Source organism: Acidovorax sp. GW460-11-11-14-LB4 (genome assembly GCF_059423685.1).
On the sequence record NZ_JBWKYJ010000106.1, the window covers coordinates 1 to 11,726 of the forward strand.

Here is an 11,726-nt window from a genome sequence, read left to right on the forward strand (position 1 = left end):
GGACGTGGGTGGCCGGGGTGTTGGGGATGTGCATGGTGGGCTCCTCAGCCGGTGTGGGTGGTGTGTGGGTTGGTGGTCGTCAAGGCGCCCGCGTCGAGCAGGCTGGTCATCAGGGCGGCAAAGTCGGTCGCCGGGTCGGCCTCCAGGGCGCGGGTGGCGGCAGTCTCCAGCGGCAGGCCTTGGGCGCAGGCGTCCAGAAGCGCCACGCCGGCGCGGGAAAGGGGCCGCCATATCACTTCCGCATGGGGCCGGGTGAGCAGTGCGCCGTCGCCGTGCCAGTCCAAGGCCTCGGGCAGGGCCAGGCCCTCGCGGTGGCTGTGCCACAGGGCGTAGGCGGGATGTTCTTCGCACCAGGACCAATGTGCGGCGGGGTGCGGCTGCAGTGATGCGTGGGGCAAGGTGTCAGGGGCCTGCTGTGCCAGCCATTGGCGGTCCACGGCGGTGGCGTCTGCCGCCAGATGGCATGCGGTCCAGCAGCGGTCCAGGTGCGCCACGGCGCTCAGGTAGGGCAGTTCGGCCGCCGGTGCAAAACCGGCCAGAAAGTCGGCAAACCCCGCGCCATAGTCCACCAGCAGGCCGTCACGCGGCGGCTGCGCGCGGGCAAACACCGCCGCAGCGGCGCGGAACCAGTCTTCGCCCACCAGCTGGCACACCGTGGGGTAATTGGCCTGCAGCGCATCGATGCAGCCCTTGAGCACGGTGTTGCGGTACACGGCAAAACCGGGCTGAGCTTCCAATGCGGACAGCCACGGTGCATCTGCAGCATGGCCGAGCAGCGCGGCAGAGAAGCCATCCTGAAAGGTGCTCAGCGGCATACAACCTCCCGGGGCTGTGCATGGGCGAGCGCGCGGTGGGCCTGCTCCCGCTCGGCCAGCAGTTCATTGAAGGTAGGCAACTGGTCGTCGCGTTCGATCAGGGTGGGCACGGGGCCGGTGCGCGCCATCACCTGCTCGTACAGCGCCCACACCGCTGGCGCGATGGGCGCATCGTGGCTATCGATCAGCAGAGCATTGCCATGCATCGGGTCGGCATGGTGGCCTGCCAGGTGGATCTCTGCCACGGCGTGCAGGGGGAAAGCTTCGAGGTAGGCTTGCGCGCTAAATCCCAGGTTGTTGGCGCTGATGTACACGTTGTTCACGTCCAGCAGCAGTGTGCAACCAGTGCGCAGCACCAGCTCTGCCAGGAAATCGGTTTCCGCCCAGTCGTGGCCGTCGATGTGCAGGTAATGCGTGGGGTTCTCGATGGCGATGGGGCGCTGCAGCACATCCTGCGTGCGGGCGATGTTGCCGGCGATGCGGTGCAGTGCCGCGTGCGTGCGTGGAAACGGCAACAGGTCGGGCAGGTATTGCCCGCGCCAGGTGGACCAGGCCAGGTGCTCTGAAATGATGGCGGGCTCCACGCGCCTTGCGAGGGCGGCCAGGCGCGCCAGGTAGGCCTCATTGGGCGGCGCATCGGCCGCAAGCGACAGTGACACGCCATGCAGTGCCACTGGGTGGCACGCACGGATGGCCTCCAGCCAGGCCAGGCGCGGGCCGCCGTCGGCCAGGTAGTTCTCGGGGTGCACCTCCCACCACAGGCCGGGGGCAGTGCACCGCAGCGCCTCGTCGTAGTGCTGGGGCTTGAGACCCAGGCCGGCGGTGAGAGGGGATGCCATGGTCAGCTCTTCATGGGCGTCAGCATGCCCATGCCCTTGGGCGTCTTGATGGTGGTGCAGGTGCCTGCGGGCACAAACTTCCAGGCGTTGCCTTGGTAGTCCATCTTGGACGTGCCCGCGCAGGTGGTGCCGGGACCTGCAGCGCAGTCGTTCTTGCCAGCCATCGAGACGCCGTAGCACTTCTCCATGGCAGGCTTGGCGCCGTCCATGGGGGCGGCGTTGGTTTGGGCCATGGCGGCGCCAGAGGTCAGGGCAACAAGTGCGAGGGCGCCGAGGCTGAGGGTGCGAGTGGTCATGGTACGGTTCTCCGAGGGTTGGATAAAGGTTGAATCCGACCGGGTGGCGGCACTGAGGTCGCATTGAGTGGCCCGATCTGCGTTGTAATTCGGGCTGTGCAGCAGGCGGGTTACAGCACTGCTCAAAAAATCGTGGCGGCGTTGCGCAAATATTTTTTGTGTTGCCTGTAACCCATTGGCCCCGGCATACGAATTCTTTGCAGGGAGACACCATGGAGATAGTGGAAGAGCGCCTGCGCGGCTTGCTGATGCGGGGGCTGGATGCCGATGCAGCCGCTTACCAGCGTTTTTTGAAGGAGCTGAGCGCCCACCTGCGCGCCTTCCTGCGCCGCCGCCTGGCGCAGCGGCCCGATGAGGTGGAAGACCTGGTGCAGGAGACGCTGCTGGCCGTGCACAACCAGCGCCACACCTACCGGCCCGAGATGCCGGTGACGGCCTGGGCGCATGCGATTGCGCGCTACAAGCTCATCGACTGGCTGCGCTCGCATGCCGTGAAGGAGGGCCGCAACGACCCGCTGGACGATGCCGACGAGTTGTTTGCCACCAGCGACAGCGAGGCTGCCGAAGCCCGGCGAGACCTGGGGCAACTGTTGCGCACGCTGCCAGACAAGCAGCGGCTGCCCATTGAGTATGTGAAGCTGGAAGGGTTGTCGGTGGTCGAGACGGCGCGCCTCACGGGGTTGTCGGAGTCGGCCGTCAAAGTCGGCGTGCACCGGGGGCTCAAGGCCCTGGCCGCCAAGATCAGGGGAATGGCATGAAAACCGATGAATTGATCCACCTGCTGGCCACCGATGACCGGCCGGTGCAGCCCGTCGCTATTGAGCGACGGTTTGCTGTCGCCAGCGCTGTGGGCATTGCCGGTGCCGGGGGGCTGATGCTGGCCCTGTTCGGTCTGCGCCCTGACCTGCTGGCGACCATGGCGTTGCCCATGTTCTGGGGCAAGCTGGTGTTTGCGGCCGCCCTGGCAGCCGCTGGCCTAGCGCTGCTGCGCCGCATGGCCCGCCCGGGCATGCCGCTGGGCCTCGCAGCCCTGTGGCTGGCAGTGCCGCCGCTGGTGCTGTGGGCCATGGCCCTGGGGGCTCTGTGGCAGGTGCCTGCGGCGGAGCGTGTGCCGCTGATTCTGGGCAGCACCTGGCGGACTTGTCCCTTCAATATCGCCTTGCTGTCGGTCCCGGCGTTCGTTGGAGGCTTCTGGGCGCTCAAGGGCGCTGCGCCCACGCGGCTGGCGTGGGCAGGAGCGGGCGCTGGCTTGCTGGCAGGCGCGCTGGGGGCGCTGGTGTATGCCCTGCATTGCCCCGAGATGGCCACCCCGTTTCTGGCGGTGTGGTATCTGGCGGGCATGGCCATACCGACTGCTCTGGGGGCTGTACTGGGGCCGCGTCTGCTGCGCTGGTAGCGCTGGTGGGGGAATGGAGCTTCAGGCGCTGACACGCTTGTTGTACGCGCGGAACACTGTGTCCAGCGTCCAGCCCAGCGATTCGTAGAGTTTTTGCGCCGTGGTGTTGGTGTGGGCCGTGGTCAGGTCCATGCGCACCTTGCCATGGGCGCGGGCCGTCGCTTCTGCCGCCAGCAGCAAGCTGCGCCCGGCCCCGGTCTTGCGCGCTGCGGGCGCCACGAACAGGTCGTACAGCGTGTAGATGGGCGCTGCCTCCACCGAGCAGAACGTGGGGTAGAGCTGGCAAAAGCCCACCGCTGCCTGTGCCCCATCCATCGCAAGCAAGATCACGGACTCCTCGCGCTCCAACCGCTCTGCAATGAAGGCCCTCGCTCCGGCCAGGTCTGCTGCCTGTTCGTAGAACTGCCGGTAGGCATCCAACAGCGGCGCGATGGTGTCGGCGTCTGCCGGAGTGGCGGGGCGGATGTGCACAGAGGTCATGGAGGCGTCGTGATCGCAAAAAAGCCAAAAGATGCACCCTTTCCAGAGTGCGAGCGGACGCGGATTGTAGGGAGGGTTGGACCGATCTTGGCGACGTAGCGCACGCGGTCAGGTGGTGGTACCGTGCGCCTGGGTGTGCAGCCACTGCGCCACGGCTTCGACCCGTGCCTGGTGGATCAGCGCCCCCACCTGCGGGCCGCTTTGTCCCCTGGCGGCGGCCTGTGCCGCAATCTCGCGCGTGACGACCGATTGGACGGCTGCCAGCACGGCCAGCAGGCGGGGGCGCTGCGGATACGCGGACTCTTCAAACCCCAGCCGCCCGCGCGCATCGCATTCGCAGGCCAACAGGATCTCGGCAAACCGCTCGGGCTTGCGGATGGCGTCGCAGCGCTCCAGCAGGCGCACCAACGCGGCGGCCGACAAATCGGCGCTGCGGTGAATGTGCCCGTGTTCGCGCGCCACCACCTCGGCGGTCTCGCGGCAGTCCACGGGCACGCGCAGGCGCTCGGCCACGTTTTTCAGCAGCTCGGCACTGCGCTCCTCGTGCCCGATGTGGCGCGGCAGCACATCGGCGGCCGTGGTGCCCTTGCCCAGGTCGTGCGCCAGGCAGGCAAAGCGCACGGTGAGTGGCGCCTGCAGCCGCGCGGCCATGTCCAGCACCATCATCAGGTGCACGCCGGTGTCCACCTCGGGGTGGTACTCGGCCCGCTGGGGCACGCCCCACAGGCGCGCCACCTCGGGCAGCAGTACGGCCAGTGCGCCACACTCGCGCAGCACCTCGAACATGCGCGAGGGTTGTGCTTCCATCAGCCCGCGCGCCAGCTCTTGCCACACGCGCTCTGCCACCAGGTGGTCCACCTCGCCATGCGCGACCATCTCGCGCATCAGCTGCATCGTCTCGGGCGCCACCGTGAAGTCGGTGAAGCGCGCAGCAAACCGCGCCACGCGAAGGATGCGTACCGGGTCTTCGCGGAAGGCATCGGTCACATGGCGCAGCACGCGCGCACGGAGGTCTTTTTCGCCGTGGTAGGGGTCAAAAAGGCGGGTGGCGCCGGATTCATCTGTGCTGGATGCTATTGAATTGATAGTGAGGTCGCGGCGCGAGAGGTCTTCCTCCAGCGTCACATCGGGCGAGCTCTGCACCACAAAGCCCCGGTAGCCGCGCCCGCTCTTGCGCTCGGTGCGGGCCAGCGCGTATTCCTCGCGTGTTTCGGGGTGCAAAAAGACGGGGAAGTCGCGCCCCACGGGCAGGTAGCCTTGCGCCAGCATCTGCTCAGGCGTCGCGCCCACCACCACCCAGTCGTGGTCATTCACCGGTCGGCCCAGCAGCTTGTCGCGGACGGCGCCGCCCACCATATAGATTTGCATCGGCGTAGTTTAGGACGAGGGTCGTATAGTCCCGCCACCATGTCCCTATCGTCCGACCTCACCATTGCCCAGCTCAACCCCGACGGCAGCGTGCCCGTGCCCCAGGCGCCTGACGCCGCCGCCAATGCGGCCGCCGAGGCACTGCAGCGCGAGGCGCAGTTCGAGGCCCTGAAGGCCCAGGTGGAGGCGCTGCAGGAGATCCTGGCCAAGCCGCTCAACGACATCCTGGCTGAACACGACAAGTTCAAGGAGGTGGCGGCCGCATGGGATTCCTTCGGCGCGATGTGGATGCTGTCGCAGCGCGCCATGCGCCGCGTGGCGATGGACCTTGCATCCACCCAGGGCGTGAGCGAGGAAGAGGTGGTGGCCCGCGCCATGGCCTACGCGAACCAGGTGCTCAACACCGAGGACGAAGATCTGGGCGGCACCATCGCCCCAGCCCAGCTGGCGCACATCGCGCGGCACAAGGCGTTCTTGCGCAAGCAGTTCCGGTAACGGGGCTGCACGGCCCCGCCGGGTCAGTGGAACACGGGGCGGAAAAAACTCCGCTCGTAGCTCACGATGCACCCCGTCTCTTCGGCATAACGGAACGCCGCCTGGCACTCCGCGTCTTGCATCGACTGCTGGCGGTACACCTCGTAGGCGGCGAGGCTCTCGAACGTGAACAGCGCCAGCGCGATGTTGTTGGCGCCCTCGCTGGGCATAAAGTAGCCGTGGTGCTGGCCGCCGAACTTCTCGACCAGCGGAATCCACAGTTTTCCGTAGTGCTCAAACTCTTTCAGCTTGCTGGAGTTGAGCACATAGCGCAGGTAGATGGTGACGGCCATGGTGGTGCTCAGCCTTCGGTATGGCGCAGGCGGTAGGGCTCTTCGAAGTCCAGAAAGTCCTTTTCGGCCAGTGCCTCGTCGATCCATGCCTGCACGCCGGGCAGGGCGCGCACGCGATCCACATAGGCCTGGATGGTCGCAGGCACGGGCAGGGCGTAGGTATGCAGGCGCATGCAGACGGGGGCAAAGTAGGCGTCGGCCACGGTGAATTCACCAAACAGCAGCGGACCGCCGTGTTCTTGCAGCAGCGCACTCCACATCTCCACTAGGCGCTGCACGTCGGCGCGCACGCCGGCCTGGTCGCGCCAGATCAGGGCGCCGGTGTCGGCAAGGTTCGCTTCGATGTTCATGGGGCAGTGGCTGCGCAGGGCGGTGAAACCGCTGTGCATCTCGGCGCATACGCTACGGGCGCGTGCGCGGGCCTTGGCGTCGGTGGGCCAGAGCTTTTTGTCGGGGTGGGTTTCGGCCACGTACTCCGCAATCGCCAGGGTGTCCCACACCACCAGGTCGCCGTCCACCAGCACGGGCACTTTGGCCGTGGGGCTCACGGCCCCGATGGTGCGCTTGAATTCCGACTGCGCGTCAAAGCTGTCAAAGCGCACGCGCACTTCTTCAAAGACGATGCCCGCCTGCTTGAGCAGCACCCAGGGGCGCATGGACCAGGACGAGTAGTTCTTGTTGCCGATGTAGAGCTTGAGCATGTTGGGCACCTGAGATGAAGAGGTCAGCCCGCCATGCTAGCGGCTGCCGGGCGCGTCAGCGATGCCAAAAACTGGCCTGAATGATGCGCTGCCGGCATCACAGGCCATCGTGCAGGTCTGCCTGGCCGGGGATCAGATGGGCCAGACCACGCCGTTGTCGTTCAGGATGGCGTCGAGTGGCAGGTCGAACTCCTCGGGCTCGAAGTCGTCCAGGTAGCCATGGGTGAAGCCCAGGCCCACTGTGAACGGCTTGGGCTGCAGCGTCGCCAGCGTGCGGTCGTAAAAGCCGCCGCCATAGCCCAGCCGGTAGCCACCCGGTGCGTAGCCCACGCAGGGCACAAACAGCAGCGTGGGCACGATGACCTCGGTGTCCTTGGGCTTGGGGATGCCATAGGCGTCCTCTTCCATGGGGCAGCCGGGGTACCAGGCGTGGAAGGTGAGGGTCTTGTGCTGCTTGTTGACCACCGGCAGGCCGATGCGGCGGCGCAGGGGTTCGTCCAGCAGCTCGCCGTCTTCCTTCCAGCGGTGCAGGGCGGGCAGGGGGTCGAACTCGCCCTTGATGGGCCAGTAGGCGCCGATCACCGTATCCGGCCGGTTCACCAGCCAGATGCGCATCACCTGCTGTAACAGGTCGGCCCGCTGTAGGCGGTCGGGCAGGTTGAGGCGTTCTTCTATCAATGCGCGCCGAAGGGCTGCTTTGTCCATCAGATAATTCCCCCATGCAATTTCTCAGAGCGATTCTGACACCCCTTGTGGCCGCCACCCTGCTGGCTGCCACCGCGCCCCTTGTCATGGCGCAAAACCGTGGTGACGATACCCTGCTGGAGATGCAGCAGGCGTTCCGCAAGGGCGACCGCAACAAGCTCGCGCAGCTGCTGCCTGCAGCACGCGGCCATGCGCTCGAGCCCTGGGCCGCCTACTGGGAGTTGCGCGTGCGTCTGGGCGAGGCCTCGCCACAGGAGATTCAGGCCTTCCTGCAGCGCTACGCCGGCACCTACCAGGAAGACCGCCTGCGCAACGACTGGCTGCTGCTGCTGGGCCAGCGGCGCGACTGGGGCCAGTTTGCCGACCAGCACCCCAGCTACCGCATGTCGGACGACCGCGAAGTGCGCTGCTACGCGCTGCTGATCGACCAGATCAAGGGCACGGCATCGGCCACCGTGGCCGAGGACGTGCGCAGCAACTGGTATGCGATCCGCGACGCCGACGATGGCTGCACCCACGCCGCGCGCGAGCTGTATGGCTACAAGAAGCTCTCGGCCCTGGACGTGTGGCGCAAGGCCCGCCTGGGCGTGGAGGCCAACCGCCCCCGCGTGGTGCGCTCGGCGGTCGAGATCGTTTCGCCCGAATCGCTACCGCAGCTCAAGGATGTGCTCGATGCGCCCAGCAAATACCTGCTCTCGCGCGCCACGGCGGCCGGCAAGGCCCGGCAGGAACTGGTGCTGCTCGCCCTGTTGAAGCTGGCCACCAGCGACCCGGACGGCGCGGCCTACCAGCTGGAGAACAAATGGGGCGTGCACCTCTCGGCCGAAGAGCGCAACTGGGCCTGGGGCGTGATCGGCAAGACCGCTGCGCAGAAACTGGCCAGCAACGCCCACGGCTACTTCGCCAATGTGACCAAGGACAGCGACCTCAATGACGACCTGCTGGGCTGGAAGGTGCGTGCCGCCTTGCGCGCCGGCCAGTGGAAGGCCGTGGGCAAGGCGGTGGATGCCATGGGCCCTGAAGGCCGCCAGGACAGCACCTGGGTGTACTGGAAGGCGCGCTCGCTGCTGGCGGGCCGCGTGAGCGATGCCGAACGCGCCGAAGCCCGGCAACTGCTCGAAGGCATTGCCGGAACGCGCGGCTTCTATGAGCAGCTGGCGCTCGAAGAGCTGGGCCAGCGCATCACCACACCCCCCGCTCCCGCGCCCCTCACCGCCGAAGAAAAGGCTGCCGCCCGCGCCAACCCGGGGCTCAACCGCGCCCTGTACGCCATCCTGCTGGGCCTGCGCAGCGAAGGCGTGCGCGAGTGGAACTACACCACCAACCTGCACCAGAGCGGCGGCATGCCCGACCGCGAACTGCTGGCCGCCGCCGACTTCGCCTGCCAGCGCGAGGTGTGGGACCGCTGCATCAACACCAGCGAACGCACCAAGGGCGTGGTGGACGTCACGCAGCGCTTTCCCATGCCGTTTCGCAGCACCGTGGTGGAGCGTGCCCAAGGCATCGGCATCGACCCGGCCTATGTGTACGGCCTGATCCGCCAGGAAAGCCGTTTTGTGATGGATGCCCGCTCGCATGTCGGTGCCTCGGGCCTCATGCAGGTGATGCCCGCCACGGCCCGCTGGACGGCCAAGAAGATTGGCCTCACCAACTTCACGCCCGACCAGATCACCGACCGCGACACCAACATCACCATCGGCACGGCCTACCTCAAGCTGGCGCTGGACGACTTTGCGGGCTCCATGCCCATGGCCGCGGCCGCCTACAACGCGGGCCCCGGCCGCCCGCGCAGCTGGCGCAACGGCCCGGTGCTGGACGCCGCCATCTGGGCCGAGAACGTGCCCTTTGCCGAGACGCGCGACTACGTGAAGAAGGTGCTCTCCAACACCACCAATTACGCAGCCATCCTCACCGGCCTGCCCCAGTCGCTCAAGAGCCGCCTGGGCACCATTGGCCCCCGCGACGCGAACCTGCCCGAGGTGAACAAGGACTTGCCCTGAGGCCCTGTTGCTCGCCGGCGGGGGCGAAAGGTATCTGGATTGCTATCAATAGAGGAGCTGAAGGCGCATATTCAACTAGCGCCTTAGCCGGGTTTCATTAAAAAAAGAGAGGGTGTGATGGGCAAACTGGCATGGATGGCCTGTGTGGCCACAATGGCCGCGGCGGCGGCGGCGTGGAGCGTGGGCGCGCAGGCGCAACCCGTGTACAAATGGGTGGATGCCGAGGGCAAGACCCATTACGGCTCGCAGCCCTCGCCCGCCAAGCAGGATGCCGAGCCACTGAAGCTGCAGAGCAACAACGGCACCAGTGGCGGCAGCACCTCATCCGGCAACAAGGGCGCCAGCGCCAAGGCGGGCCAGCAGTACAACCCCGATGGCACCAAAAAGGTCTCCAAGGACGTGGAGGAGTTTGGCGAAGGGCTCAAGAAATCGCTGGGCACCGTGGACAGCCAGCAGGTGCCCCTGAACTGCGCCGTGGCCGTTGACAACATTCACTACCAGGCCGACCTGATGCTGGAGGTGGGCCAGAAGAACGTGCGCGATGGCTACATGACGCAGGCAGCGTTTGATTCCGCCGCCCCCAAAATCCGCGAGGCCAAGGGCAAGTACAGCGTGTCGGACTGTCAGGGCGCCTCGGGCAACAAGAAGTCGTTCTACCAGTGCATGTCCAGCAGCAAGAACCACGTGACGGGCTGCGACAAGCAATACAAACACTGACGGCGTTGTGCTGATCCGCCCAGGCGCTTTGCGCCAGCGGCGGGGTCCCTCCGTCAGGGCACGCACCGGCACCCAGTGATGCCGAGGCGCCAAGCCTCACACGTTGTGCAGCACCTCGCCCTGACGCGCCGCGGCGCCTGACCGCACCAGTTCATCTGCCAGGCTCTGCAGCCATTCGGCCTCGGTCTGCGCTGCAAAGTGCCGTGCACGCAGCATGCCGAAATACGGCGTGGCCTGCGCCCAGGCCGTGAGGTCGGCAATCCCGATCTGCTGCCATTCGAGCAGCTTGTACTTGAGCAGCACCTTGGCCGCATAGAGCGCGTGCTTGCCCGGGTTGTGCACAAAGCCGTCCAGGCGGCGACGGGCGCCGTCGATGGCGCGGGGCGCATCGGCAAACACCGACCCGTGGCCCGGGATCACGACCTGGGGCGACAGCGTTTCAATCAGGTCCAGCGTGGCCCCCACCTGGGCGAAGGCATCGTCGCCCTCCAGCTCCGGGAACACCACGCCAAAGCCGTTTTCCCACAGCGCATCGGCCGAGATCAGCACGCGGCCCTGGGGTTCGAACAACACCACCGAGTGCGGGTCGTGCCCCGGCGCGGCATGCACCTGCCACGGCTTGTCGCCCAGTAGCACGCACGAGCCCGGCACCAGCAGCGTGTCGGCCCGAAAGGGTGGGCACTCCTGCCCGGTGGGGGTGTAGCTCAGCGCATAGGCATCCCACTGGCGCACATGGTCGGCCTGGCCGGGCGGTATGGCCGTGAGCACGCCGGGCCAGGCTTTTTGCAGTGCGGCATTGCCGCCGCAGTGGTCGCTGTGCAGGTGGGTGTTGAGCAGGCGGTCCAGCCTGCGGCCCGCGAGAGCATCGCGCACCAGCTCCACGGTTTGCTCGGCATGGCTGCAATAGCCGGTGTCCACGAGGGCTGTGTCGTGCTGGCCGATGAAGAGGATGTTGTTGGCTGACAGCCAGCCGCGTTCGAGAACGGTGATTTCAGGGGGCAGGAGATCGTGGGGCGCTGTGGTGGGCATGGGTGCAGGAATTCGGGGCTTCGGTGGCGGGCTTCAACGCCGCGCCGTGGGCTGCTGCCCAGCGTACCGCAGGTCGTGCCTGCCCGAAGTCCTCCAAAACCCGCAGCCTGGCCGCCCAGGCTGTGTCAGAACGTGACGCCCGCCACCAGGATCACATTGGCATACGGCGTGCATTCGCCGGTGCGCACCATCACGCGGGCCTGCTGGGTCAGGCGCTTGAACTCATCGTGCGATACGGTGCCAGGGACCACCGGAAGCTGGCACCACGTGGGCAACTGGCCACTGTTGCGCTCCATGGCTTCGGTGGCGATCACGGCTTTCTCGACCTGCATTTCTTCCAGCACCACGCGCAGCACATCGGCCACGGCCGGGATGCCGGGCGTGAGCGCCAGATCAATGCGGCGCGGGCCGTTGGGGATGGGCAGGCCCACATCGCCGATCACCAGCATGTCGCCGTGGCCCAGGGTGGCGATGGCATGGGAGAGTTCGGCGTGCAACAGGGCGGTGCGTTTCACAGGGGGCTCCAGGCGGGCGGTTGGGGGCTGTGCGCCAC

Annotated in this window: 15 protein-coding genes; 5 read left to right on the top strand and 10 right to left on the bottom strand. The window is 66.8% G+C overall.

Annotated features, from left to right (window positions below):
* Positions 1-44: 44 nt before the first annotated feature.
* From AC07X4_RS22705 to AC07X4_RS22715, 3 genes are read right to left on the bottom strand one after another with little or no spacing between them, the layout of a single operon-like run.
* A complete protein-coding gene (locus tag AC07X4_RS22705; RefSeq protein WP_494741402.1) occupies positions 45-815 on the bottom strand; it encodes an HvfC/BufC family peptide modification chaperone in 771 nt (256 codons plus the stop codon).
* Positions 806-1,654: an MNIO family bufferin maturase gene (bufB, locus tag AC07X4_RS22710; protein WP_494741403.1), complete on the bottom strand. Its 849-nt coding sequence runs from the start codon at positions 1,652-1,654 to the stop codon at positions 806-808. Before bufB ends, AC07X4_RS22705 begins: the two co-directional genes overlap by 10 nt.
* 2 nt (positions 1,655-1,656) lie before the next feature.
* Positions 1,657-1,950, bottom strand: a complete 294-nt coding sequence (locus tag AC07X4_RS22715; RefSeq protein ID WP_056059544.1) for a BufA1 family periplasmic bufferin-type metallophore — start codon at positions 1,948-1,950, stop codon at positions 1,657-1,659.
* Positions 1,951-2,162: 212 nt separating this feature from the next.
* On the opposite strand from AC07X4_RS22715, the gene AC07X4_RS22720 reads away from it, so the two are divergent.
* Together AC07X4_RS22720 and AC07X4_RS22725 are read left to right on the top strand one after the other, a co-directional pair.
* The gene (locus AC07X4_RS22720) at positions 2,163-2,708 is read left to right on the top strand and encodes a sigma-70 family RNA polymerase sigma factor (RefSeq protein WP_494741404.1); all 546 of its coding nucleotides are present in this window, start codon (positions 2,163-2,165) and stop codon (positions 2,706-2,708) included.
* Positions 2,705-3,346 carry a DUF1109 domain-containing protein gene (locus tag AC07X4_RS22725; protein WP_099731337.1) on the top strand — a complete coding sequence of 214 codons (642 nt, stop codon included), beginning with the start codon at positions 2,705-2,707 and terminating at the stop codon, positions 3,344-3,346. Before AC07X4_RS22720 ends, AC07X4_RS22725 begins: the two co-directional genes overlap by 4 nt.
* Positions 3,347-3,367: 21 nt before the next feature.
* On the opposite strand, the gene AC07X4_RS22730 is transcribed toward AC07X4_RS22725, so the two are convergent.
* The gene (locus tag AC07X4_RS22730) at positions 3,368-3,826 is read right to left on the bottom strand and encodes a GNAT family N-acetyltransferase (protein WP_494741405.1); all 459 of its coding nucleotides are present in this window, start codon (positions 3,824-3,826) and stop codon (positions 3,368-3,370) included.
* A 108-nt stretch (positions 3,827-3,934) separates the two neighbouring features.
* Entirely contained in the window at positions 3,935-5,194 is a 1,260-nt protein-coding gene (locus AC07X4_RS22735; protein WP_494741406.1) for a multifunctional CCA addition/repair protein, read from the bottom strand.
* Between the two features lie 39 nt (positions 5,195-5,233).
* On the opposite strand from AC07X4_RS22735, the gene AC07X4_RS22740 reads away from it, so the two are divergent.
* Positions 5,234-5,689, top strand: coding sequence for a hypothetical protein (locus tag AC07X4_RS22740; RefSeq protein ID WP_108499394.1), 456 nt, complete (start codon positions 5,234-5,236; stop codon positions 5,687-5,689).
* Between the two features lie 23 nt (positions 5,690-5,712).
* Here AC07X4_RS22740 and AC07X4_RS22745 read toward each other — a convergent pair whose 3' ends face one another.
* The 3 genes from AC07X4_RS22745 to AC07X4_RS22755 form a co-directional block, all read right to left on the bottom strand.
* Positions 5,713-6,021, bottom strand: coding sequence for an NIPSNAP family protein (locus tag AC07X4_RS22745; RefSeq protein WP_494741407.1), 309 nt, complete (start codon positions 6,019-6,021; stop codon positions 5,713-5,715).
* Between the two features lie 8 nt (positions 6,022-6,029).
* Positions 6,030-6,722, bottom strand: coding sequence for a glutathione S-transferase family protein (locus tag AC07X4_RS22750; RefSeq protein WP_494741408.1), 693 nt, complete (start codon positions 6,720-6,722; stop codon positions 6,030-6,032).
* 132 nt (positions 6,723-6,854) lie between these two features.
* Entirely contained in the window at positions 6,855-7,427 is a 573-nt protein-coding gene (locus tag AC07X4_RS22755; RefSeq protein WP_395457994.1) for a 5-formyltetrahydrofolate cyclo-ligase, read from the bottom strand.
* Positions 7,428-7,441: 14 nt separating this feature from the next.
* Between AC07X4_RS22755 and AC07X4_RS22760 the strand changes: the two genes are divergently transcribed.
* A complete protein-coding gene (locus tag AC07X4_RS22760; RefSeq protein WP_494741409.1) occupies positions 7,442-9,427 on the top strand; it encodes a lytic transglycosylase domain-containing protein in 1,986 nt (661 codons plus the stop codon).
* A gap of 117 nt (positions 9,428-9,544) precedes the next feature.
* On the top strand, positions 9,545-10,144 hold the full coding sequence (locus AC07X4_RS22765; RefSeq protein ID WP_494741410.1) for a DUF4124 domain-containing protein: 600 nt from the start codon (positions 9,545-9,547) through the stop codon (positions 10,142-10,144).
* Positions 10,145-10,240: 96 nt separating this feature from the next.
* On the opposite strand, the gene AC07X4_RS22770 is transcribed toward AC07X4_RS22765, so the two are convergent.
* Together AC07X4_RS22770 and rbsD are read right to left on the bottom strand one after the other, a co-directional pair.
* A complete protein-coding gene (locus AC07X4_RS22770) occupies positions 10,241-11,173 on the bottom strand; it encodes an MBL fold metallo-hydrolase (protein WP_494741411.1) in 933 nt (310 codons plus the stop codon).
* 125 nt (positions 11,174-11,298) lie between these two features.
* The gene (rbsD, locus tag AC07X4_RS22775) at positions 11,299-11,688 is read right to left on the bottom strand and encodes a D-ribose pyranase (RefSeq protein ID WP_218340531.1); all 390 of its coding nucleotides are present in this window, start codon (positions 11,686-11,688) and stop codon (positions 11,299-11,301) included.
* Positions 11,689-11,726 lie beyond the last annotated feature (38 nt).

Coding starts and splice junctions, on each gene's coding strand:
- AC07X4_RS22765 (WP_494741410.1), top strand. CDS start 9,545: ATGGGCAAACTGGCATGGATGGCCTGTGTGGCCACAATGGCCGCGGCG.
- AC07X4_RS22760 (WP_494741409.1), top strand. CDS start 7,442: ATGCAATTTCTCAGAGCGATTCTGACACCCCTTGTGGCCGCCACCCTG.
- AC07X4_RS22740 (WP_108499394.1), top strand. CDS start 5,234: ATGTCCCTATCGTCCGACCTCACCATTGCCCAGCTCAACCCCGACGGC.
- AC07X4_RS22735 (WP_494741406.1), bottom strand. CDS start 5,194: ATGCAAATCTATATGGTGGGCGGCGCCGTCCGCGACAAGCTGCTGGGC.
- AC07X4_RS22720 (WP_494741404.1), top strand. CDS start 2,163: ATGGAGATAGTGGAAGAGCGCCTGCGCGGCTTGCTGATGCGGGGGCTG.
- AC07X4_RS22705 (WP_494741402.1), bottom strand. CDS start 815: ATGCCGCTGAGCACCTTTCAGGATGGCTTCTCTGCCGCGCTGCTCGGC.
- AC07X4_RS22725 (WP_099731337.1), top strand. CDS start 2,705: ATGAAAACCGATGAATTGATCCACCTGCTGGCCACCGATGACCGGCCG.
- AC07X4_RS22715 (WP_056059544.1), bottom strand. CDS start 1,950: ATGACCACTCGCACCCTCAGCCTCGGCGCCCTCGCACTTGTTGCCCTG.
- bufB (WP_494741403.1), bottom strand. CDS start 1,654: ATGGCATCCCCTCTCACCGCCGGCCTGGGTCTCAAGCCCCAGCACTAC.
- AC07X4_RS22755 (WP_395457994.1), bottom strand. CDS start 7,427: ATGGACAAAGCAGCCCTTCGGCGCGCATTGATAGAAGAACGCCTCAAC.
- AC07X4_RS22745 (WP_494741407.1), bottom strand. CDS start 6,021: ATGGCCGTCACCATCTACCTGCGCTATGTGCTCAACTCCAGCAAGCTG.
- AC07X4_RS22750 (WP_494741408.1), bottom strand. CDS start 6,722: ATGCTCAAGCTCTACATCGGCAACAAGAACTACTCGTCCTGGTCCATG.
- AC07X4_RS22730 (WP_494741405.1), bottom strand. CDS start 3,826: ATGACCTCTGTGCACATCCGCCCCGCCACTCCGGCAGACGCCGACACC.
- AC07X4_RS22770 (WP_494741411.1), bottom strand. CDS start 11,173: ATGCCCACCACAGCGCCCCACGATCTCCTGCCCCCTGAAATCACCGTT.